The 22547-nt window shown below is 68.9% G+C and carries 20 protein-coding genes and 1 pseudogene; 7 read left to right on the top strand and 14 right to left on the bottom strand.

The annotated features are described in order from the left end of the window. On the top strand, window positions 1-501 hold a 501-nt coding region (locus GA0115259_RS06210; RefSeq protein WP_161230306.1), incomplete at its 5' end, for a phosphotransferase. A gap of 32 nt (window positions 502-533) precedes the next feature. On the opposite strand, the gene GA0115259_RS06205 is transcribed toward GA0115259_RS06210, so the two are convergent. The 5 genes from GA0115259_RS06205 to GA0115259_RS06185 form a co-directional block, all read right to left on the bottom strand. Next, complete coding sequence (locus tag GA0115259_RS06205; protein WP_237539805.1) at window positions 534-3146, bottom strand: SpoIIE family protein phosphatase; 2613 nt, start codon at window positions 3144-3146, stop codon at window positions 534-536. A 294-nt stretch (window positions 3147-3440) separates the two neighbouring features. Next, window positions 3441-5978: a beta-xylosidase/alpha-l-arabinosidase gene (locus GA0115259_RS06200; protein ID WP_370747437.1), complete on the bottom strand. Its 2538-nt coding sequence runs from the start codon at window positions 5976-5978 to the stop codon at window positions 3441-3443. Next, window positions 5975-6832 (bottom strand): carbohydrate ABC transporter permease, encoded by an 858-nt coding sequence (locus GA0115259_RS06195; RefSeq protein ID WP_370747435.1) that lies wholly within the window; start codon window positions 6830-6832, stop codon window positions 5975-5977. The genes GA0115259_RS06200 and GA0115259_RS06195 overlap by 4 nt, the downstream gene beginning before the upstream one ends. Continuing rightward, the gene (locus GA0115259_RS06190; RefSeq protein ID WP_370747434.1) at window positions 6832-7797 is read right to left on the bottom strand and encodes a carbohydrate ABC transporter permease; all 966 of its coding nucleotides are present in this window, start codon (window positions 7795-7797) and stop codon (window positions 6832-6834) included. The genes GA0115259_RS06195 and GA0115259_RS06190 overlap by 1 nt, the downstream gene beginning before the upstream one ends. A 9-nt stretch (window positions 7798-7806) precedes the next feature. Then, window positions 7807-9150 carry an ABC transporter substrate-binding protein gene (locus GA0115259_RS06185; RefSeq protein WP_093592001.1) on the bottom strand — a complete coding sequence of 448 codons (1344 nt, stop codon included), beginning with the start codon at window positions 9148-9150 and terminating at the stop codon, window positions 7807-7809. Between the two features lie 159 nt (window positions 9151-9309). Between GA0115259_RS06185 and GA0115259_RS06180 the strand changes: the two genes are divergently transcribed. Both GA0115259_RS06180 and GA0115259_RS06175 read left to right on the top strand, forming a co-directional pair. After that, the gene (locus tag GA0115259_RS06180) at window positions 9310-10341 is read left to right on the top strand and encodes a LacI family DNA-binding transcriptional regulator (RefSeq protein WP_093591998.1); all 1032 of its coding nucleotides are present in this window, start codon (window positions 9310-9312) and stop codon (window positions 10339-10341) included. Window positions 10342-10399: 58 nt separating this feature from the next. Continuing rightward, window positions 10400-10642, top strand: a complete 243-nt coding sequence (locus tag GA0115259_RS06175; RefSeq protein ID WP_093591995.1) for a DUF2277 domain-containing protein — start codon at window positions 10400-10402, stop codon at window positions 10640-10642. A gap of 21 nt (window positions 10643-10663) precedes the next feature. On the opposite strand, the gene GA0115259_RS06170 is transcribed toward GA0115259_RS06175, so the two are convergent. The 3 genes from GA0115259_RS06170 to GA0115259_RS06160 all read right to left on the bottom strand — a co-directional run bounded on the left by GA0115259_RS06170 (window position 10664) and on the right by GA0115259_RS06160 (window position 14094). Then, window positions 10664-11320 carry a DedA family protein gene (locus tag GA0115259_RS06170; RefSeq protein ID WP_093591992.1) on the bottom strand — a complete coding sequence of 219 codons (657 nt, stop codon included), beginning with the start codon at window positions 11318-11320 and terminating at the stop codon, window positions 10664-10666. A gap of 200 nt (window positions 11321-11520) precedes the next feature. Next, window positions 11521-11976, bottom strand: a complete 456-nt coding sequence (locus GA0115259_RS06165; RefSeq protein WP_093591989.1) for a DoxX family protein — start codon at window positions 11974-11976, stop codon at window positions 11521-11523. Window positions 11977-12042: 66 nt separating this feature from the next. Beyond that, window positions 12043-14094: an FAD/NAD(P)-binding protein gene (locus GA0115259_RS06160; protein ID WP_093591986.1), complete on the bottom strand. Its 2052-nt coding sequence runs from the start codon at window positions 14092-14094 to the stop codon at window positions 12043-12045. A gap of 294 nt (window positions 14095-14388) precedes the next feature. Here GA0115259_RS06160 and GA0115259_RS06155 point away from each other — a divergent pair, with 294 nt between their 5' ends. Continuing rightward, on the top strand, window positions 14389-14946 hold the full coding sequence (locus tag GA0115259_RS06155; RefSeq protein WP_256097923.1) for a nuclear transport factor 2 family protein: 558 nt from the start codon (window positions 14389-14391) through the stop codon (window positions 14944-14946). Window positions 14947-15125: 179 nt separating this feature from the next. Here the strand turns inward: GA0115259_RS06155 and GA0115259_RS41560 are convergent. Both GA0115259_RS41560 and GA0115259_RS06145 read right to left on the bottom strand, forming a co-directional pair. Further along, window positions 15126-15297: pseudogene (locus GA0115259_RS41560) on the bottom strand (tetratricopeptide repeat protein); the annotation flags it as partial. An 85-nt stretch (window positions 15298-15382) separates the two neighbouring features. Continuing rightward, window positions 15383-16495 carry a helix-turn-helix domain-containing protein gene (locus tag GA0115259_RS06145; RefSeq protein WP_093591980.1) on the bottom strand — a complete coding sequence of 371 codons (1113 nt, stop codon included), beginning with the start codon at window positions 16493-16495 and terminating at the stop codon, window positions 15383-15385. 406 nt (window positions 16496-16901) lie between these two features. Here GA0115259_RS06145 and GA0115259_RS06140 point away from each other — a divergent pair, with 406 nt between their 5' ends. Then, window positions 16902-17102, top strand: coding sequence for a hypothetical protein (locus GA0115259_RS06140; RefSeq protein ID WP_093591977.1), 201 nt, complete (start codon window positions 16902-16904; stop codon window positions 17100-17102). 511 nt (window positions 17103-17613) lie between these two features. After that, on the top strand, window positions 17614-18213 hold the full coding sequence (locus GA0115259_RS06135) for a hypothetical protein (RefSeq protein ID WP_237539804.1): 600 nt from the start codon (window positions 17614-17616) through the stop codon (window positions 18211-18213). On the opposite strand, the gene GA0115259_RS41555 is transcribed toward GA0115259_RS06135, so the two are convergent. The 4 genes from GA0115259_RS41555 to GA0115259_RS06120 form a co-directional block, all read right to left on the bottom strand. Next, window positions 18206-18487 carry a hypothetical protein gene (locus GA0115259_RS41555; RefSeq protein ID WP_237539803.1) on the bottom strand — a complete coding sequence of 94 codons (282 nt, stop codon included), beginning with the start codon at window positions 18485-18487 and terminating at the stop codon, window positions 18206-18208. The two genes, GA0115259_RS06135 and GA0115259_RS41555, sit on opposite strands and share 8 nt — an antisense overlap. Beyond that, window positions 18466-18939: a type 2 periplasmic-binding domain-containing protein gene (locus GA0115259_RS41550; protein WP_256097924.1), complete on the bottom strand. Its 474-nt coding sequence runs from the start codon at window positions 18937-18939 to the stop codon at window positions 18466-18468. The genes GA0115259_RS41555 and GA0115259_RS41550 overlap by 22 nt, the downstream gene beginning before the upstream one ends. A 177-nt stretch (window positions 18940-19116) precedes the next feature. Then, complete coding sequence (locus GA0115259_RS06125; protein ID WP_093591974.1) at window positions 19117-20865, bottom strand: alkaline phosphatase D family protein; 1749 nt, start codon at window positions 20863-20865, stop codon at window positions 19117-19119. A gap of 238 nt (window positions 20866-21103) precedes the next feature. Beyond that, on the bottom strand, window positions 21104-21757 hold the full coding sequence (locus GA0115259_RS06120; protein WP_093591971.1) for an HNH endonuclease family protein: 654 nt from the start codon (window positions 21755-21757) through the stop codon (window positions 21104-21106). A 471-nt stretch (window positions 21758-22228) separates the two neighbouring features. Between GA0115259_RS06120 and GA0115259_RS06115 the strand changes: the two genes are divergently transcribed. Further along, a partial coding sequence (locus tag GA0115259_RS06115) for an ABC transporter permease (RefSeq protein WP_141716466.1) occupies window positions 22229-22547 on the top strand: 319 nt, incomplete at its 3' end.

Here is a 22547-nt window from a genome sequence, read left to right as displayed (position 1 = left end):
GGCTGGGCACGGCTGGCGGACGATCCCAAGGCCTTGGCGAGGCTGCCCACGGTCGCACCGGGTGCCACCGAGGAACTGGATCTGCATCTGTCGCTGGAGACGCGTCTCGCCGAGGCGACCGCCGGAGAGACGCTGACCCATGGCGACCTGTATCCGTTCAACGTCCTGCTCACGCCGGACCGTGTCGTCGTCGTGGACTGGCCGCACGCCTGGATCGGGCCCGCCCACGCCGACCTGGTGATGCTCCTCAGCAGCGTCGCGCTCAGCGGAATCGATCCGGAGCCCTTCGCCGTACGGCATCCGCTGCTGACCGGTGTCGAGCCCGAGGCGGTCGACGTACTCATCTCGGCGCAGGCGGGATTCCTTCTGGCCATCGCCTGCTCGGTGGATTCCACCGCGGATCCGAGGCTGGTGCGCATGATGACGGAGCTGGGCCGGTCGTCTCTGCGCTGGCTGTCCACGCGCACGCGGAGCAGCGGTCGGAGCAAGAGCAAGGGCTAGGTACCAGGTAACGGGTACGCACAAGGGACCGCTCAAGGCAGGGACTGTTCGGCCCAGATCACCTTGCCGTCCGCCGTGTAGCGGGTGCCCCAGCGTTCGGTGAACTGGGCCACCAGGAACAGGCCCCGGCCGCCCTCGTCCGTCGCCGCCGCGTAGCGCAGATGCGGTGAGGTGCTGCTGAAGTCGGAGACCTCGCAGATCAGCGTGCGGTCACGGAGCAGCCGGACACTGATCGGGCCCAGGGCGTAGCGGATGGCGTTGGTGATCAGCTCGCTGAGGATCAGCTCCGTCGTGTACGCCACCTCGTCCAGGTCCCAGTCCGCGAGCTGCCGGGCGACGTCGGCCCGTACGCGGGAGACCTCCGAGGGATGCGCGGGCACCTGCCACTCGGCGATCCGGTCGGGGCGGAGTACGCGCGTACGGGCCACGATGAGCGCGATGTCATCGCTCTGACGGTCCGGCAGCAGCGCTTCGAGCACCGCCGAGCAGGTCTCTTCCGGATCCCTGTCCGGATGCGACAGCGCCGCGCGCAGCAGAGCGAGCCCGGCGTCGATCTCCCGGTGGCGGTCCTCGATGAGCCCGTCGGTGTACAGCACCAGATGGCTGGCCTCCGGCAGCCGCAGTTCCACCGTCTCGAACGGCAGCCCGCCGAGGCCCAGCGGAGTGCTGGCCGGCAGGTCCAGGAACTCCACGTTCCCGTCCGTGTCGACCAATGCGGGCGGCGGATGGCCGGCGCGGGCCATGGAGCAGAGCGTGGTCACCGGATCGTAGATCGCGTACAGACAGGTCGCTCCCGTGACCATCGCACCGCCGCCCGCGAGGCCCTCGTCGTGGTCGATACGGGTGACCAGATCGTCCAGCAGGGAGAGGATCTCGTCGGGCGGCAGATCGAGCGAGGAGAAGTTGTGGACCGCCGTACGCAGCCGGCCCATCGTCGCCGCCGCGAGCAGACCGTGGCCGACGACATCGCCCACCACCAGCGCCACGCGCGCGCCGGGCAGCGGGATGACATCGAACCAGTCGCCGCCGACGCCCGCCTCCGCCGGCAGATACCGGTAGGCGACATCGAGCGCGTTCTGCTCCGGCAGCACCTGAGGGAGCAGACTGCGCTGGAGCGTCTCCGCCATGGTGTGCTCGCGCGTGTAGCGCCGTGCATTGTCGATGCAGACCGCCGCGTGGTTGGCCAGTTCCTCCGCGAGCGACACGTCCTCGTCCTCGAAGGGCTCGGGCTTCTCCGAGCGCCAGAAGTTGACCATTCCCAGCAGGACTCCTCGCGCCCGCAGCGGCGCGGTGACCAGGGAGTGCACACCGTGTTCGAGGACCCGGCCGGTCACCTCCGGATCCTGGGCCTGCCATCCGGTGGCCAGCCGGAGATCGGGCACCACCGTTCCCCGTCCGCTTCCCAGCGTCCAGGCCTGCGGTGTGCTCGAAGGGAACGCGATGTCCGTACCGAGCTCGCGGAAGGGATGGTCCTCGCGGATACCGACGACGGCCGTACGGTGCACCTCGGAGGCGCTGGTCAGGCCGGCCGGCTCCTCACCGCGCAGAACGGCCTCCGCCAGATCCACCGTGGCGAAGTCGGCGAAGCGCGGGACCGCCACCCGGCCGAGTTCCTCGGCGGTCCTGGTCACATCGAGCGTGGTGCCGATCTCCACGCTCGCGTCGTACAGCAGCTTGAGCCGCTTCCGCGCCGTCTCCGCCCGGCCCGTGAGCACACGCAGCTCGGTGGAGTCGCGCAGCGTCGCGACACAGCCCGGCGGTCCGCCGTCACGGTCCGTGGAACGGTTGTTGACCACGAGCAGCCGGTCGCCGGTGGCCACCACCTCGTCGCTCGCGACACGTCCCGTGGCGAGCATGTCGGCCACGCCCGGATCCAGCCCGAGGTCCGTGACGGCGCGGCCCTCCGGCCGTGGCGGCAGGCCGAGCAGCCGGATCGCCTCGTCGTTGGCGAGTACGAGCCGGCGCTCGCCGTCGACGATGAGCACTCCCTCCCGCACGACGTGCAGGACCGCGTCGTGGTGCTCGTACATGCGCGTCATCTCGATGGGATCCAGCCCATGCGTCTGACGCCGTACCCGACGGCTCACCAGCGCCGTTCCGCCCGTGGCCAGGAGGAGCGAGGCGGCGGTGGCCGACATGACGATCGGGACCTCGCGGGTGGCGAGGCTGTTCACCTTCTCGATGGTGATCCCGGCCGACACCAGGCCGACCACTCTGCCGACGGAGTCCTTGACGGGTGTCACGGCACGAACCGAGGGACCGAGGGTGCCCGGGACGGTCTCGGTGATTGTCTGGCCCTTCAGGGACGGCCCGATGGTGCCGATGAAGTGCTCGCCGATCCGCTCGGCGTTCGGATGGGTGAGCCGGACTCCCTTGGTGTTGATGACGACGACGAAGTCGACGTCGGTGGCCTTGCGGACCGCCTCGGCCCGTGGCTGGAGAATCGGGGTCGGGTTGCGCGAGTCCAGAGCCGGCACCATTCCCGGCGAGTTCGCGAAGGACGTGGCGACGGCGAGACAACGGTTGCGCGCCTCATTGGTGGTGTCGTGCCGCGACACCAGAAGGAGCGAGATGACGGAGGCGCCGACGAGCAGCAGCACGATCACCAGTTGCAGGATGAGCACCTGCCCGGCGACGGTACGCATGCTCAGCCACGACTGACCACGCCGCCCCGGCGACGTCCGCGGGGCCCGGCGCTCGAACTTTCCTCGCCACCCGCCTGTTTCTCGCGGGTCCTCCGGCCGCCGACCCCGTGGGCGCCGGTCGGAGCGGGCAGACAGGACCCGAGCCCAGGATCGACCCGTATGTCGGGCCATGTGCCTATATCTACACCGCCTGTCTCCACAAGGCGAATGGTCAAGGGCACCGGTCCGGCGGGTGCGGCCCAAGCGTCGGGCCGCACCTCGGGCCGCCGTCGGTTTTCCACAGGGCAGCGGACGTCAGGCCGGTCCCGTGGCGCCTCCCCGGGTGACGGTGAACCGGGTGTGCAGCTCACGGGTGTGGTCGACTCTCCGTACCGGACCGGTCAGCGTGGCGGCGGCGGTGAGCCGTACATCGGCGCTGGACGCTCCCAGCCGCAGTTCCAGCGCGCCCGGCTCCACGATCCGGCGCCCGTCGCGGCCGGTGAAGGACGCGAGATCGGCCGGTACGGTCACCGCGACCGAGGCCCGCTCGTCCGGCTCCAGCGGAATCCGGACATAGCCGATCAGCCGCTGGACCGGCTGGACGACCGAGGCGACGGGATCGTGCAGATAGAGCTGGACGACCTCGGTGCCCGCCCGGCCGCCGGTGTTGCGGACGGTGAAGGACAGCTCCAGGGAGCCGTCCGTACCGGCCGAGTCGCTCGCCACCAGGTCCGACCAGTCGAACGACGTGTACGTCAGACCGTGCCCGAACGCGAACGCCGGGGTGGGATCGATGCTGGAGACCTCGCTGACGCGGGCCAGCGGCGCCGCCAGATATGTGGACGGCTGGGCGCCCGGCAGCCTGGGAACGCTCACCGGGAGCCGGCCCGACGGGCTGATCCGTCCGCTGAGCACTCCGGCGACTGCGGATGTGCCCTCCTGGCCCGGGAAGAAGGCCTGCACGACGGCCCCGGCCTCCTCGGCCGCCCGGCCGAGGGCGTACGGCCGCCCGGCCAGCAGCGTCACCACCAGCGGTGTGCCGGTGCCGTCGAGCGCGTCGAGCAGGGCGTCGAGGAGCTGTCCCTGTACGCCGGGCAGCCCGAGGTCCTCGGCGTCGCAGCCCTCTCCGCTCGTACCGCGCCCGAAGAGTCCCGCCCGGTCGCCGAGGGCCACGACGACCACGTCCGCTTCGCGGGCCGCCCGTACCGCCGCCGGGAAACCGGAGGTGTCGGGCGAGTCGATGCCCGCGCCGGGCACGGCGACGATCTCGCTGCCGGGGAACTCTGCGGCGAGGGCCTCCCGGAGCGTGGGCAGCTCGATACCGGCCGGTGTGTCCGGGTGCTGGGCGCCGACATGGACAGGGAAGGAGTAGCAGCCCAGCACGGCGGTGGGAGTCTCGCCCTGCGGCCCGATCAGCGCGATACGGAGGCTGTCGGACGCGATAGGGAGGCTGTCGGACGAGCTGCTCGCCGTACGGGCCTCCGGGACCGGGACCGGGACCGTCAGCGGCAGCGTCCCGTCGTTGCGCAGCAGGATCACCGACCGCTCCGCGAGACGGCGCGAGATGTCGCGCCGCGCCGGGGAGTTGAGGTCGACCGTGCCGCGCAGCGGAGCCGCGTCGTCGTACGGTGCGTGCGCGGCCAGGGCCGGAGGCACCGGGCTCCACTCCGGGTCCAGCAGCCCGAGTCCGGCCTTCTGTGTCAGTACGCGCCGCAGCGCGCGGTCGATCAGCTCCTCCAGCTCCTCCGGCACCTCTCCGGCCGCGATCGCCTCCCGTAGCGGCCGGCCGAACGTCTTCACGGTGGGCAGTTCGACATCCACGCCCGCCGTGATGGCCGCCACGGCCGCGCCGCTCCAGTCGGCGGCCACTCCGTGCAAGGTCTTGAGGAAGGCGATGCCGAAGTAGTCGGCCACCACCGTGCCCTCGAAGCCCCAGGTGTTCCTGAGCAGTCCGGTCAGCAACTCCTCGTCGGCCGCGCCCGGCACGCCGTCGGTGTCGGTGTACGCGTGCATGACGGACCGTACGCCGCTCTCCCGTACGGCCATCTCGAACGGCGGCAGGATCACATCGGCCCGCTCCCTGGCGCCCATGCTCACCGGCGCGAGATTGCGTCCGCCGCGCGAGGCGGAGTAGCCCGCGAAGTGTTTCAGCGTCGCCACGATCCCGGCGGACTCCAGGCCCTGGACATAGGCGGTGGCGACCGTACCGACCAGATAAGGGTCCTCGCCGATGGTCTCCTCGACCCGGCCCCAGCGGGCGTCGCGTACGACGTCGAGCACGGGTGCCAGCCCTTGGTGCAGGCCCACCGAGCGCATGTCGTGGCCGATCGCGCCCGCCATCTCCCGTACCAGTTCCGGATCGAAGGACGCGCCCCAGGAGAGCGGGACGGGATAGGTGGTGGCGCCCCAGGCGGCGAAGCCGGCCAGACACTCGTCATGGGCCATGGCCGGGATGGAGAAGCGATTGGCGGCGACGATACGTTCCTGGGTGCGCATCAGCGACAGCGCGCCCAGCGCGGGATCGACGGGAACAGTGCCGAACGGCCTGGTCAACTGACCGAGGCCGTGCGGGAGGAGCTCGTCGAGCGAGGGCGGACGGTCCATGTCGTGCTGGTGCGGGGCGACTTCGGCGCCGTCGGCCGAGGCGCCCGCCCACAGGCCGTAGAGCTGTGCGAGCTTCTCCTCCGTCGTCATCGCGGAGATCAGATACGCGACGCGCTCGGCGCGGCGCCGCTCAAGGACGCCGGCTGCGTCGCCGCTTGCGCCGGGATCGGGTGCAGCGGGATCGATCGTGGTGGGATCGGTTGCGTGGGGATCGGCCGGGGAACGGTCGATCGCGGTGTGGTCGGTCACTTTCCTCCCACGCCCATCAGCCCTTGGACCAGGGCACGACGGGCGAACAGGTAGACGAGCAGAACAGGCAGCGTGGACAGGACCACGGCCGCCAGCAGGCCCGGGATGTCGATGCCGTACTGGGTCTGGAAGTTGTAGAGCCCGAGGGTGAGCACCTTCGTCTCCTCCGACTGGGTCAGCACGAGCGGGAAGAGGAAGCCGTTCCAGGCCTGGAGCGCGGAGAACACGACGATGGTCGCCAGTCCGCTCCTGGACAGCGGGACGACGAGCTGGAAGAAGACCCGCCGGGTGCTCGCGCCGTCGAGCGCCATGGCCTCGAAGAGGTCGTCGGTGATGTCGCGCATCGTGCCGGTGAGGATGAGGGCGCAGACCGGCAGCGAGAACGCGGCGGTGGGCAGGATGACACCGATGAGGTTGTCGTACAGGCCCGCGTTGCTGATGACGTAGAACATCGGGACGATCACGGCCTGAGCCGGGATCGCGAGACCCAGCAGGAAGAGCCGGAAGACCCGCGAGGTGGCACGGCCGCGGTTGCGTACGATCGCGAAGGCCAGCGGCGGTACGAGGAGCAGCACGATCGCCACGACGCTCGCCGTGACGACCATGGTATTGAGGAAGTAGCGCCCGAAGCCGTTGGAGAAGTCCTCCACATAGTTGGTGAGGGAGAAGGCCTCGGGGAAGGAGAGCGGACCGCCCGCGCTGTACTGCGCGCGGGACTGCACGCTCGCGCCGAGCATCACGTACAGCGGCAGTGCCACCAGACACAGCCACAGCAGCACACCGAGCCCGGCCGCGTAGTTGGGACGATTGCGCCGCCCGGTCGTCGTACGGCTCATCACAGACTGTCGGCTCATCACAGACCGTCCTTCGTGCCGGCCATCTTGTCGTAGCCCGAGATCCGCACCACGGCCAGCGAGATGGCCGTCGCGACGACGACCAGCAGCAGCGCGATGGCCGCTCCCGCTCCGAAGTCGAAGCCCTTGAAGGCCTTTTGGTACATGTAGTAGGCGGTGATGGTGGTGTCGCTGCCCGGCCCGCCCTGGGTCAGGATCAGTACCGTGTCGAAGGTGGTGAGCCCGCCGACCACCATGAGGATCACCGACGTGATGATGGAGTTGCGGAGCTGCGGCAGCGTGATGTGGAAGAACTGCCGTACGGTCCCGGCGCCGTCGATCGCCGCCGCCTGGTAGAGCACCTCGGGGATCGCCCGGGTCGCGCCCTGGTAGATCAGCGCGTGCAGCGGAGTGAACTGCCAGGCGCTCACCAGCACCAGCACACCGATGGCCCCGGTGCGCGAGCCCAGCAGATTGCCGTCCCCGAAGAGCCAGCGCGCCTCCGCGGGCACACCGAAGTTGGGATCGAGCAGCGCCCGCCAGAGCACGGAGACCGCCGTGGCGGACAGCAGCAGCGGTACGAAGAAGACCGCGGACAGCACGGCTCTGTTGCGCTGAGGCCCGGCGGCCCAGACGCCCAGCAGAATGCTCAGCGGCGTCTGGACCAGTACGCCGAGCCCGGTGAGCAGCACGCTCAGCCAGAGGCTCTTGATCATCACCGGGTCGTGGAACAGCGCGGTCCAGTTGTCGAGACCGGCGAACTCCGGCGAGCCCAGCCCGCTCCAGCTCGTGAAGGAGAGTACGGCGACCAGCACCAGCGGAACGATCGCGAACAGCCCGAAGAACAGGACGGCGGGCAGGGTCCAGCCCAGACCGGGACGGGCGACCGAGCGACCGGGAGAGGTCTTCGGGTCGCCGTCCACGGAGCCTGGGCGAGAGCCTGGGCCGGGACCGGTGACAGCGGCGGCGGTCATATGGCGTGTCATCCTCGGACGTCAGACGGTCGTCAGGGCCTGCATGGCCTTGATGAATCCGTCGGCGTCGAACTGCCCGTTGAAGAACTGCTGGACGGCCTGAAGCAGCGGCGTGGCATTGGTCTGGACGTACGCCTGGTCCCAGGAGAGCTGGAACGAGGGCGCCTTGTCGACCAGATCGAACTGGTACTTCAGATACTCCGCGTTCTCCGCCGAGTCCAGGAACTTCCCGGTGTTCGTGGTGGTGGGCAGATTGCCGATGGCCAACTGCGCCTCGACGAAGTCGTCCGAGTACATCAGCTTCAGGAACTTGGCTATGTCGTCGGCGTGTTCGGTCCGCTTCAGCACCGAGTAGAAGTTGTTGGTGTTACCGACGACGGCCGCCGGATCGCCCTTGCCGCCCGCGACGGTGGGGAAGGAGCTGTAGCCCAGATCGTTCTTCGCGAAGTCGGGACTGGCGTCCTGCTGCGTGGAGAACTCCCATGAGCCCATCAGCTCGAAGCCCGCCTTGCCGCTCGCCAGCAGCGCGGCCGAGCCGCCGTCGGTGAACTTCACCGAGTCGTAGTTGGTGCCGAACGCGCCCGTGTCGACCAGCTCCTTGAGCATGCTCAGCGCCTTCCTGCTGTCGGCGCTCTCCCAGACGGCCTTGTCGCCGGAGAGGGCCTTCTGGAGCAGTCCGGGACCGGCGATACGGTCGTACAGGTACTCGAACCACATCAGCGTGGGCCACCGGTCGCCGCCGCCGAGCGCGATCGGTGTGACACCGTCCGCCTTCAGCTTCTTCACCGCGTCGAGCAGCTCGTCCCAGGTCTTCGGAGGCTCGGCGACACCGGCGTCCGCGAGCACCTTGCGGTTGTGGAAGAGCAGTACGGGCTGGGTGCCGCGCATGGGGATGCCGTACGCCTTGCCGTCCACCTTGGCGGTGTCGTAGACCGACGGCAGGAAGTTCGACTTGAGCCCGTCGAGGCCCTCCGGGCCCGTGCCCGGGCTCTTCGCGATCAGATCGTCGATGGGCAGCAGAAGATCCGCCTTGACGAAGGGCTGGATGCTGCCGCCGCCCCAGTTGAAGAAGACGTCCGGGGCCTGTGGCGTGTTGATGACGGTCTGGAGCTTCTGCTGGTAGTCGGCTCCGGGAACGGTGTCCAGGACCGCCTTCACCTTCGAGGTCTTGTTGAACTCCGCGACGATCTGCTTCTCCACCTTGTTCGCGGCGTCCCCGTACACCAGTACATGGAACTCCCCGGCGCCGTCGGCCGAACCGCCGCCGCTGCCGCAGGCGGCCAGGCTCAGTCCCAGGACGAGCGCCGCACCGCCGGCGACTGCTTTCGAGAATCTCACGCGTGACGTCCCTGCGCTTGTCTTCATCGATAGACCTCTCGATCTCTCGAAAGTATCGGCCACATTGCCGAAACTATTCTGCCGAGTGACCGTAGGACCCTGTCCTGAGGCGGTCAACAGTGCGGTCACGGCGCGACCAAACCGTTACCGGACGCCGGTGCCTGTCGGTGCCTTATCCTTCGGTCCATGCGTGATGACAGGAGTGCAGGCCGGGTCACCCTGGCCCAGGTGGCTTCGCAAGCCGGGGTTTCGCTTTCGACAGTTTCGAAGGTCCTCAACGGGCGGCCCGATGTCGCGGCTCCGACCAGGGTGAAGGTGGAGGAGTTGCTGGAGGAGCACGGCTACCGGCGCTCCGCGCCCAGCGCTCCCGAGGCACCGCTCATCGAGATCGTCTTCCACGAGCTGGACAGCACCTGGTCGATGGAGCTGATCAGAGGCGTGCAGAACGTGGCCAAGGAGACCGGTGTGAGTGTGGTGCTCACCGAGACCGGTACGCGCCACTCACCGGGCGCGGAGTGGGTCGAGGGCGTGCTGCGGCGTCGTCCGCTCGGTGTGGTCCTGGTCTTCTCCACGCTCCCGGACGACCTCAAGAAGAAGCTGTGGTCCCGGGCCATCCCATTCGTCATCATCGATCCGGCCGGCGATCCGGAGCCCGATGTGCCCTCCGTGGGATCGGCCAACTGGGCGGGCGGGCTGGCCGCCACCCGTCATCTCACCGAGCTGGGCCACCGCAGGATCGCCGTCATCACCGGGCCCGAGGACATGATGTGCTCGCTCGCCCGGCTGGACGGCTTCCGTTCGGCGATGAGCATGGCCGGTCTCGATGTCGATCCGGAGCTGGTGCGCTTCGGCGACTTCCATGTCGAGTCGGGACGTACGCACGCGATGGAGCTGCTCCGGGCCGACGACCGGCCGACCGCGGTCTTCGCGGGCAGCGACCTCCAGGCGCTCGGGGTGCTGGAGGCGGCGCGGGTGCTGGGACTGAGGATCCCGGCGGATCTGTCGGTGGTCGGATACGACGACATCCCGCTCGCCCAGTGGTCGAGCCCGGCGCTCACCACCGTGCACCAGCCGCTGGTGGCGATGGCCGAGGAGGCCTCGCGGATGCTGCTGCGGCTGCGGAAGTCCGACCAGGCGGACGCACGTATCGAGTTCGGCACCAGGCTGGTGGTACGGGACAGTACGGCGCGGCTGACTCCGGGCCCGTCCGACGATTGAGGACGGTGGCCGGGGCCTGTCCGGGGCCGTTGTCGTACCTATCGGTCACACTGGAGGCATGTGCCGCAGTATCAAGACTCTCCGTCCGCCCGTACTCCCCGAAGAGGCCACCGAGGAGGACATCCGGGCCGCCGCGCTCCAGTACGTACGCAAGGTCTCCGGCTTCCGCGCGCCCGCGGCGCACAACCGCGAGGTCTTCGACCGGGCCGTGGACGAGATAGCCGAGGCGACCGCGAGGCTGCTCCGGGATATCGAGGTACGGGGCGCGGGTGCGGGTGCGAAGCAGGGCGCGAGTGCCTGAGGTCGGCTGTACGGTTCGGGCTCAGGCGGCCGGAGCCGTGGCCGGGACCGGCTCCGGGCGGCGGATGACATACGCCGCCAGCGAGCCCGCCGCGAACAGCGCCAGGACGGACACGGCCGTGCCGACCCAGCTCGCGCCGAGCCACTGGCCGCCGAAGTAGCCGAGGCCCGTGCTGTAGCCCGTCCATGCCACGCCCGCCAGCGCCGACCAGGGCAGGAACTCCATCACTTTGCGATGGGCCGCGCCCGCGCCGATCGAGACGATCGAGCGTCCCGCCGGAGCGAACCGCGCGATGACGACGAGGACTCCGCCGCCACGGCTGAGCGCGCCGCCGAGACGTTCCTGTGCGTTGGTCAGCCGGCGTGAGCGCGCGATGGCCCGGCCGAGCCGGCCGCCGCGTCTGGCCAGCCGGAAGGCGAAGAGATCGCCCAGTACGGAGGCACCGGCCGCGCATGCCATCAGTATCAGCAGCGAGGGCACCTCGCGCGGCACTTGGGCCACCTTGTCGGCCGCGACGGCGACCGTGGTCGAACCGGCGCCCGCGGCGGCGGCCGTGGCGGCCGTGATCATGAGCACGCCGCTGGGCAGCACCGGCAGAAACACGTCGAGCAGTACGGAGACACCCACCACCGCGTAGATCCACGGGCTGCCGGTCAGCGACCCCAGACTCTCCAGCACCTTCTCGACTCTCCCCGCCCGGTCCCGTGACAGTGCCGCGGTCGCAGGGAAGCGGCAGGGGCGGCTGCCGTCGTACAGCGTACGCCTGTGCGGTACGACGAGATCGTCCGGGGCGGGTGATGCCGGTGGCCGCGATGCCGGCGTCCGGACCTCGGTGAAGGTCCGGACGCCCGGCGGCGCGTACGGATCGCGCGTACGGATCAGGCGGCCACCGCCGTACGTCGCTCCTGCCTGGCCTCCTCGCTGTCGCCGTGCGAGCCGCGGGAGCCGCGCGAGGGGAACAGCCGGTCCAGCGAGAGCGCTCCGGGACCGGTGAAGACGATCAGAAGGAACGCCCAGCAGAACATCGCGGCGGGCTCGCCGTTGTTCTGCATCGGGAAGAGCCCTTCGGGCTGGTGCACATTGAAGTACGCGTACGCCATGGAGCCCGAGGAGACCAGTGCCGCTATCCGGGTGCCCAGGCCCAGCAGCACCAGTGCGCCGCCGACGAGCTGGATGACGGCGGCGAACCAGCCGGGCCAGGTGCCCGCCTCGACCGTCTCCTTGTCGAAGAGGCCGAAGAGCGAGGCCGCTCCGTGGCAGGCGAAGAGAAGCCCGACGACGATACGGAACAGCCCGATGGCGTAGGGCTGAGCATGGTTCAGACGTGTGTACATGGGGGGTTGTACTCCTTCGATCGATTGGTCTGGACCGATGAGAAGCTCCCCTCACGTTAGGCAGGCCTAATCAATGCTTGCAAGTTCAACATTCAGCCGAGGATCATTTCGCGCCGCGTGTTCCGCTTCGCCGGCGGGCGGTATGCGCAAGGTGGCACGTGCCACCGCGTCCGTGTCCGAGAGCATCACCGAGTCGACGCCCGGCCGCGCTCCCGCCGCGGTCACCCAGTGAACGCCTTCCGTGGGCACGCCGAGGGCGAACCTCCTGGGATGGAATTCGCCCTGGCGGTCTATGAGGTGGTACGGGCGGCGTGTTACATCCAGGCCGCCGGTTTCGTAACCACCGACGCGGTGCGGCCGGCACTGGCCGGTCTTCAGAAGCCGTGAGAGCAAGGGATCGCAGCTCCTCCGGAGGTCCGGTTCCGGCAGCCGGGCCTCCACCAGGGTCGTGGCGAAAACGGCCGAGCCGGGCACGTCGGGCGACTCGGCCAGGAACGCGCCGTCCGCCGTTCTGACGGTCGTCCGCGGCCCGATCACATCGAGCACTCCGGCCTCGACCAGCGCGGCCATCTCCTCGATACGGCGGCGCGGCGGACCGATGGAGAGGAACGCGTTCAACGGCGTGTACCAGCGGTCGAGATGGTCGCGGCGGGAGCGTCCGGTGAGCCCGGCGTGGTCCACGATCTGCCGTATCTCGTTGCGCAGATCGCGCAGCACGTCCAGAGCCGCCTTGACCGGGCCCGTGAGATTGCCGAGCGCCGCCTCCGCCGCGTCCCGCCGCAGCCGGTCCAGCAGCCAGGCGCGGTGGTCGGCCGGATCGCGGAAGGTCTCGCCGCCGTACGGGCGCGAGATCCGGTCCCAGGACCAGCGGTCGGCCGGAGCGATCCCGGCCGCGTCCAGGACGGCGGACTCCTGCGGGCTGCCGTGGGGCGTCGCGAGGAAGCGGTCGAGGAAGTCCTCGCGGGCGCGGGTGGTTCGAGCAGTTGCTTTGGCGGTGGTCTGGGCGTGGGTGCCGGTGCCGGTGCCGGCGGCGGGCGGACGGCTGAGCAGGGTGGTGGCGTAGAAGACCGCCTCCACCTCCTTGGCGACCAGCGGCCATATCTCCGCGCGGAAGTCCGGCGGATCGCCCTCGTCCGCGCGCTTGCGGAAGACCGCGATCACATCCGGCGTCAGCACCAGCGGCAGATGCCGTCCGGACGGCCCTTTCGCGTTGTCGCCGCGCGCCTGGTACGGGACTCCGCGCCGCGAGCCCGCGTACAACTGCGGCTCGCGGCCGGACGGGTGGTATACGAGAACGCCGTCGGCTCCCCGGGCGAAAATGCCACCGCGGCCGGCCGTCAGGAGCGCCATGTGGTCGAAGAAGTTGAGACCGAGGCCGCGCAGCAGAACCGGTTCGCCCGATGCGACTCCCGAGAGATCGACATCCGCGGGGTTCGCGGGCGGCAGATAGCGGAGCCGATGGCGTTCGGCGTACTGCGCGAGCGTCGCCTCGGTCTGGCCGGAAACCACCGGCAGATGGCCCTGGGCGAGAACGACGGCAGAGAGGCCGGAAATCGTCGTGCCATTGTCGAGAGTGAGCGTCTGGGCAGGCCGCTGGGGAGCGAACGAGCGGGATGCAGTGGACGAACCGGGCGTTGTCGGTGATGTGATCGCGCCATCTTCGACTTCGTCGTCCAGCCGGATCGCACGGGCCCGGTGGACCTCGACGGTCACATTCTCCGGCGCGTTCTCCACCGTCGTACGGAACGCCCACTCCAGATAGCGGCCGTAGGCGGCGCGGCTCGGATAGTCGTCGGGACCGAGCCGTTCCTCCGGGCGGGCCGCCGCCCACTCGTACAGACTCGGGCCCGGACGTATCGGGCCCTCGCACTCGACGCTCTCGTCGGTGAACACGGTCACCTGAGAGGCCACGGTGTTCATGAGCAGTTCGGCCGGCTGATCGGTACGCCAGACAAGTCCCGCGCCGGGTGGTGCGGGATCGATCAGATGAACGGTCAGCGGGATGTCCGGAGCCAGTTCCGGCACGGACGCACAGAGTCTTTCGAGGACCGAGGTGCCGCGGGGACCGGCGCCGACGACGGCGAATGAGCGGGGCTTGGGGGGCCGTACATCGGACAAAACTGTGACTCCCGGGGCATGTGGGGTACGGGAAGCGGATGGTCCGCATCATCATGCCGTTGGTCCACCGACAGCCGAACCCTTGGGCCAAGGATCACGCCTTGTGTGAATGATCACGAAGGGTCCGCCGGGAGCGGTGGTGCCGACGGTGGCGCCCCGGGTGCCAGTGCGTCAGCACGACGGAACGGCGGCGTGGGGCCGGGGCCTTGAGCTTGCCGAATCACGGCCCGCCCGTCTTTTGAGTCGTACCGTGGGACCTTCTGCTCCAAGTGCCCTATTTCCCGTTGCCATTCGGTGAGGATCGACAGATATCCGGTCCGGTTGCGACGGAAGGATCTGTGGCGCATCTTGTCTTTGGCGGTACTGCCGCGCCAGCCCGTGCAAACCCTCGAAGCGTTCCCAGGTCCCCGGATCGCTCAGGCCGCCCGCAGAAGGGACAATGCGATGGATCCTGATACCCGGACCAGGGCCGCGATCGAGGAACACTGGCGGGCATCGGAACGCGGTGATACCGAGGCCGAGCACGCCATCTACGCTATGGACGCGATCCTCGACTACCCCCAGTCAGGTGAACGATTCCGGGGCCGCGCGAAGATTTCGGCGCAACGTGGCGGACACCCTGCCAGTCGGCACTTCACCGTCCACCGGATCGTTGGCAGCGGGGATCTGTGGGTGAGCGAGTGTGTCATCACGTACGACGGCGTGCCCACCTACTCGGTGAGCATGATGGAATTCGCCCAGGGGCATGTGGCACACGAGACGCAGTACTTCGCGGACGCCTTCGGCGCGCCTGAATGGCGGACAGCCCTCGCGGAGCCGATGCCGGACAGGAATATCGCCCGGGCGCCATGAACCGGTTGCCGAACCTGGGTCCGTCCTGTTGGGGCGACGGGGGCCCTGTCACGCGGGAATCAGCTCGGGCCGCACCGTTGCCCGTGCACGCTCGTACAGCGCCTGGGCATCATGGTTCTTCAGATGCGGGCCGATAAGGCTGTGAACATGTCCGTCATCCGCTTGTCGATTCTCCCTGGACGAAAGCTGTTCCGTCATGGCGATGACCGTTTCCACGTCCGACATACCCAGGCGGGTCCTTGTGCCGGCCTGTACCGCTTCTATCCTGCCCACGACATCGGGCCAGTTGGGCACGGTGAGTGCGACGGAAAAGAGGGCGGAGCCTATGACGCTGCGGCGAGATGGGTCCATGTCCTGCCTTCCGGGACGGGGAATAGCGGCGATGCCGCGTTGTCGTGTGTCGAGGCGATGACACTCCTACTGGTGTTGGCTTGCCTTACATCTGGGACTGTTCTACTTCCGCCATCAGAAGGCGCAGCGTGAGGGAGTGCTTTTCCGGGGGCAACGCGCTCAGCGCCTTGCGGGCATAGTTCGCGCCGCTTTGCTTGTCTCCGGACCGGGCGATCATAAGGCCCCTGTGCATTTCCAGGTGCGTCGCAAACCGAGGCAAGGAACCAGGCAACTCTCGTCGCGCCGCGTCCTGCGCATCCACCGCTGTCGTTTCGTCGCCGAGTCGTGCGGCGAGCAGCGAGATGAAGACGTTCACGCGCCACCAGGGAACGGCGTAGTCCGACGTCTGCTCGTACGATCCGGCGGTGTCGAAGATCCTGCGACCGTTGTTCAGGAGCGTGCGCGCGGTGGTGAAATCGCCGCGGATCGCTGCTGCGTGAGCCTTTCCCATGATGGCGTTCAACAGCCCCAGCGACGGCTTGTCGCTGATCGCCATGGCCTGATCGGCGAGCATGTCCGCAGCTCCGAGCGATGCCCCTTCGTAACCGAGCGCGATAGCCGCACGGCCCCGGACCCATACACGGGTGTGATCGTCACCGGACCGGTCGGCAGCCTCTGCGGCGAGCCGGTACCAGTTCACCGCTTTGGATCCGTCCGAGCCCGGAAAAGTCTTCGCGTACAACGTCATCAGCCGAGCGGCCACGGACCACAGCTGTGGAGTATCCAACTGCTGCTGAACCAGCACCAGTTCACCGGACACCCGACGCTGGATATCGGCGGCACCGAGGCTCATGTACTCGGTGCCGTAGGTGGCCAGTTTGTCTTCCCAGCCATCCACCGACGGCCCGCCACGAAGGCGCGCGGAAAACCCGGCACTGAGCAGGTCTGAAGCGACCATCGGCGCTATGGCCGTTGCCGCGACATCCGACAGGAACGTTCTGCGTTTCACTTCACCTTCAAGAACGGCTAGGGGTACGTCCAGGACGGCCGAGAGGCACCGCAGGTAAAAGGCACCGGGCACCACCTTGCAACGCTCCCAGCGGCTGATGTACTCCCGGTTCAGTCCGGTCCCGAATGCATCGTTGATCTCATCCGCCAGTCGTCCTTGAGACCATCCTCGCGCGTCGCGTAGGTCCCTGATCAATGCCCCGATGGCCATGGGTCCATCTTGCCCCTGGCGCTGCCCCTAGGTCCGCAAGTGCCGCACACCGATTTGTCCTTGCCCCTAAAAATGCCACTACGCCATGCCGCTCGACGACGAGAGGATCGGCAAAACACAGTCGGCGAGGAAGGTGGCCCATGGGACCGAGTGACCGCCAGCAAGCGGGAGTCGTGCGGGTTGATCCGGGTTCGCCGCGCGAGCCGGAACCGGTGGTCGGTTGTGAGGTGTGTGCCTGGTGGGGTACGCGGCGGGACAACGCGCGCCGAGGGATCGGTGAGAAGTCCGTCGAGCAGTGCGGCGAACAGATTGCGGCGCACCCGCATCGGCCGTCGGGGGGCTGCTGATGAAGCGACGGCTTTCCGCGCCGGTTCCGGGGCCGGGAGAACTCCGTATCGGGTCGGCCGTGTTCGATCCCAGGACGGATATCCCGGGTGTGGTGGCGGTTTTCCACGACCCGACGGTCCGTATCGTCCGCCCGTCGGGCCGTACCTGGTACGCCACACGGATCTCGGTCCGGCCGGCCACCGACCGGGAGAAGCGGCAACTCAGAGCCCTCGCCGAGCACCGCCGGAAGCAGCTCGCGCTCATGGGTAGTCAGCCATGACGGGCCCGGGAGTCACTTGGGGGAGCAGACCAGTGGCAGAAGCCCCGCAGGGACGAGACCGCGTCCGGCGTCATGCGTCGCGCCGGAGCCTGCTCGTGCGGGTCATGGCCCTGGTGCGGACGGGCCTGGTCGCCTCCTCCGCCCTCGCCGCGTACACCACGCTCGGATGGCTGTTGGCAGTCTCGTTCACCCGCTGATTCCATCCACCACTCCTACCGAGGAAGCGACTACTACACCTCTTGTCCAGTGATCCTCGCCCACGCATCACCTTCCATGACATGACGCCGCGTTGTCATGCGTGCCACTGGCCCGTGGAACCGGAGAAGCCCCACCGCAAGGTGTATTGGGACGCTCCTTCCGGTCTCGGGTGGTATGTGCCCGTGCACGAAGACTGCTTCAAAGCGATTGAGCACGAACAACACGACCAGCACGAGTAGTCACGGGGAGACAGACAGGCCGGTGACAGCTCGGCGCCGTTCACACACGCGTGATCCAACCCGAAGGACGAGACATGACCGTCACCACGACACACAGCCCCCGTACGACCATCAGGACGACGAGCCCGCTCCGGAGCCGACCGGCCGTTCGAAGCCTGCTGGAGCCGCAGACGCTCACACCGGCCGATCTGTCCATGGTGCTGCTCGTCACCGAGGAACGCGCCGACCGCCCCATGCCCACGGTCACGGTCGCCGAGATTCCCGTGTCCGTCATGCCGCATGTGATCTTCTGGTCCAGCCTGTACGACGGGTTCAGGCTGACGATGGGCGCGACCCCGAAGGCGGGGCTCAACCGGGAGTTTCAGATCAACTCCGGGCGGGCCGATCAGTTCGTCGACACGGCCTTACGGATGGAGGCCGCCGGGGCCGACATGATTCTGTTGGAGCCCGCGCAGTTCACGGCCGATGTGCTGACGACGCTTCGGGGCGTGACCCGGGCGCCTCTTTTCCCGTTCTCCGTGTCGGGCGAGTACACCGCGCTGACCCGCGTGGACTCCGAGACCGGGCAGAGGGACGTACGCCTGTTGGTCGAGCTGTTCACCATGTTGAAGCGGGCCGGGGCGAGTGCGAGTGTGACGTACGCGGCACTGGATATCGCTCGGCAGATCAACTAGCGGCCGTAGCAGCCCGTACCGCGTCAAGGATCGAATATGCGCCCTGGTCGATGAGATCTGCGGCCAGGGTCGCGCCGAGTTTTTCCGGCTCGCTGGGCGGTCCGGTCAACACCCCGGAAATCTGCTCGGTGCCGTCGAGTGAGGTTACCTGGCCGGACAGCCTGAGATTTCCGTCCGGCAGGCTCTCGGCATACGCGCCCACCGGCACACTGCACCCGCCGTGCAGCTCGGCCAGTAGCGCGCGTTCCGCTCTTACCTGGGAATCAACGGCCATGTCTCCGACTGTGGACAGAATCTCGCAGATGGGCGCGTTGTCCTCGCGGACCTGAATTCCCAGCGCGCCCTGCCCGTGTCGAGATCGGGGCGCACCGCGAGTAGCTGTGCGATCCGGCGAGGAGCACCCGTTCCGACTTTCGCGCCCTTCCGCAATCCCGCGAGAGTCGAGCCGCACAGCGCGTCTGCTACGTCCTCACGCGCCGGCGGAGGCAGCAGCATGAGTCCGCGAGGATTCGCCGTGGGAAGGTCTTTGAGCGAATGGACAATCACGTCCACTTCACCCCGGACCAGTGCGGCTTCCTGCTCCGTGCTGAATGCCGATCCGCCGCTGACAGCGGACACGCGGGACAGGAGCGACTTACGGTCCTTGTCGCCCCCTTCCAGAATCACGCGGTGCGTGAAAGTGGTGTCCGGGAATCGCTCACGCAGGGGACGCAGATATGCGCGCACCTGAGCTTTGGCAAGGCTGCTCGCGCGCGAGCCGACGAGGTACTGAACCACGGTGATCGACCAACTCTCCGAGCCTGACGGGTTGTCACCAGATTACGGCCAGGCGCGGTGTGCGTATGCAGACACAGGGTCGGTATAGACGCGATCGCTATTACTGTCCCCGGTGGGGCGCAGCCGTCAGGGGGTCAGGGAACGCTTTTCCACCGTCACCAATTCGGCTTTGCCGGAACGGGTGTGGGCCTGGTCCAGGTGTAGGTGGGCGGAGCGGCCGCGCAGGGTGAGGGTCATGAGCTGGTTGCCGAACCAAGGGCCGCCCGTCTTATGCCAGTTGACGGCTGAGGGCCGGATTCTCGCGTGGCGGGCCAGGGCGTGGCCCAGGCGGCGGGCGCCTCGGCTCCAGCCGAGGCGGAAGCCCAGTTTGATCCAGCCGGGTACGGAGTTGTGGACCGGCGAGCAGGTGAGCTGGAGGACACGGGCGTCCGGGGCGTCGCCGGCCGGCCAGGTGGGCTCCGCGATATACGCGTGGTGGACGTCGCCCGACAGTACGGACACCGTCGCCGGCGCGTCGGGCCCGCTGCCGGCCTCCGCGATCAGCGCGGACAGTCCGTCGAACGAGTCCGGGAAGGCGGCCCAGTGCTCCAGATCGGCCGCCCGGCGCAGCTTCTCCCCGAACCGGGCCCAGCGCGGGCCGCGTTCGCCTCGGCAGAGCGCGGAGTCCCAGGACTCCACGTCGTGGATGAAGGGCGGCAGCAGCCACGGGAGCGAGGTGCCGATCAGGAGGTGGTCGTACGGGCCCTGCCCGGAGAGGCGTTCCGTCGGCTGCTCCGTGGGCTGCTGTGCCGGTTGTTCCGCTTGCCGCCCAGTGGCGTTGCGCCCCGCCATCATCTGGTCACGCAGCCACCGCTCCTCGCCCTCGTCCAGCATCGCGCGCTTCGACTCCTCCAGCACCCGGGCGCCGCGTGAGTCGACCATCAGCAGCCTGGTACGGCCGAAGTCGCGCCGGTAGCTCCAGCGCCCACACGCCGGATCGCGGTCGGCCTCGGCGGCGAAGCGGCGGAGCAGATCCGTTCCGTCGGGCTCCGCGCGTACGGCCGCGTACAGTTCGTCCGCCGCCAGCTCCTCCGGCGTGAGATTGCCGAGGTGCTGATAGACCCAGTACGACATCAGCCCGCTGAGCACCCGCTCCTGCCACCAGGGCTGCGCCCGCATGTCCGCCAGCCAGGCGGCACTGGTGTTCCAGTCGTCGATGAGATCGTGGTCGTCGAAGATCATGCAGCTCGGTACGGTGGAGAGCAGCCACCGTACGTCCGGGTCGCTCCAGGACTCGTCGTACAGATAGGTGTACTCCTCGTAGTCCGCGACCTGTTCGCCCGGCGGTTCCGCCGGATCGCGGCGGCGCGCCAGCCGGGCCCGCGTCGCGTCCGAGGTCTCGTCCGCGTACACCTGGTCGCCGAGGAGCAGCAGTACGTCGGGCCGTACGGTGTCGGGATCGCGGGCCAGGCGCTTGGCGAGGGTGTCGAGCGCGTCGGGACCGATCGGATCGGGCTCACCGTGCGCGGGCGCGGCCCAGCGGCAGGAGCCGAAGGACACGCGCAGTGCGGCCTCGTCGCCCGAAGCACCGGGCTCGCCGGGGGCCGCAGGGCTGTGGATCGTGCTCGGAGGGAGAGCGGAGTCCGCCGGCGGCCAGACCTGGCGGCCGTCGAGCAGCACGTCGTACGCGGTGGTGGTGCCGGGCGTCAGACCGGTCACCGGAACGATCGCGTAGTGGTGCCCGGCGACATGGAACGTACGCGACATGCCGTACGCGCCGTCCGCACACCGGACCTCCGCCGCGGCGGGCCGGTCGGTCTCGACCCATACGCTCGCCGTGCCGCCGCCGTCGAAGTCGATGTACCGCAGCAGCGGTCCCAGGCGCAGTCCGGTCATGGTTGCCCTCCTCCGTCGCACCGTAGGGTACGGAACGACGGAGGAAGGCGGGGAGGCGGTCCCGGCCGGTGTGGGGGACGGCGCCGCGGGAGCGGGCCGGAGGCCGGAATGCCGTGACCGGGTGCCGCGCCGGATGTGGTGCCGGACGTCGCGACCAGGTGTCGTGAACGGTCGGCGGTGAACCGGTCAGCGGTGAGTCGGTCGGTGGTCAGCCGGTCGGATCAGCGGTGAGCCGGTGTCAGCAGCCGTTCAGGACGCTGGTGAGCGCGCTCTTCTCGGCCGAGTCGACGGTGAGGTTGTAGTAGTACTTCACCTGGACCCAGGCGCGGACGTACGTGCAGCGGTAAGCGGTGCGCGGCGGGAGCCACTCGGCCGGGTCGCGGTCGCTCTTCGACTGGTTCACATTGTCGGTGACGGCGATGAGCTGCGGACGGGTCAGGTCGTTGGCGAAGGACTGGCGCTGCGAGGTGGACCAGCTGCTCGCGCCGGAGGTCCAGGCCTCGGCGAGCGGCACCATGTGGTCGATGTCCACGTCGGACGCGGCGCTCCAGGTGGCGCCGTCGTACTGCGAGTACCAGCTTCCGCTGGTGGCCTGGCAGCTGGAGTTCTGCACGACGTTCGTGCCGTCGCGCTTGAGCACGACCTCGCGGGTGTCGCAGGAACCGGACTGGGTGATCCAGTGCGGGAACAGGTCACGGCTGTAACCGCTGGTGGAGCCCTCCGCGCGCACGGTGAGCTGGCCGAGGTAGGAACGGGCGGTGGCCGCGCTGACCGGCGTGGGCATGGCCGCCTGGGCGGCGGGCGCGGTGAGCAGCGTCGTGGCGGTGGCGAGGGCGGCGGTGGCGGCGAGGACGGCGATACGGGGCATTCGACGCGCGTAGATACCTGACATGCGAACTCCCTTGGGGTGGGGGGAATCTGACCGGACCGTGCGGGGTGGGACATTCGGACCGGGCCCTACGGGACCGTCGGTCCGGTCGCCATCGTGGCGGTGGCTGGTTTCCGTGGGGTGGGCACCAGGTAACAGGGTGGCGACATGAGCACGTCACATCAAGAGGGTAAGGGCGTCGGGTAGTTCCTGACGGGTGGGCAACTCGGTTCAATCGGGGCAAAGTTGACGTGGCCGAGGCGGTCGGGAGCGCTGGGGCGTGGGTCGGCGCGCGGGCGCGCGTGGCTGGGCGGGCCCGGGCGGCGGCGGAGGCTGCGGTTGGTCGGTGTCTGTTTGGCCGGGCGCCGGCTGTACGGCTGGTCCCGTTTCGTTATGTCTTGTCGGCCGTGCCGTACTCCGGGCTCGCGCGTCGGCCGTACGCCGGTCGTCCGTCCGACCGCCCGCCGACCTTTCGGCGAGGCTTAGGGTGGGGCTGTGCTGCTGCGGGTCGATGTCACGTTCTGGGTCGTCCTCGGGCTGCTGCTGGTCGTCGCCGTGGCCGTGGCCGCGTTCGCCCGGCTCGGGCGGGCCCGTGAGATCGCCTTCGCGGGCGTGCGGGCCGCCGTTCAACTCGCCGCGGTCTCACTGCTGATCGGCTGGGTGGTCGGGGCCGTCGCGCCGCTGCTCGGTTTTGTGGTGCTGATGTACGCCGTCGCCGTACGGACCGCCGGGCGGCGGGTCACCCAGAACCGGACCTGGTGGTGGGCCGCCGTGCCGATCGGTGTGGCGGTGGCGCCCGTCATGGCCGTACTGC

Origin of the sequence: Streptomyces sp. MnatMP-M17 (assembly GCF_900091995.1) — a bacterium.
Lineage (GTDB): Bacteria > Actinomycetota > Actinomycetes > Streptomycetales > Streptomycetaceae > Streptomyces.
The sequence above is the reverse complement of the archived record's forward strand: the minus strand, read 5'-3'. Positions and strand labels throughout refer to the sequence as shown.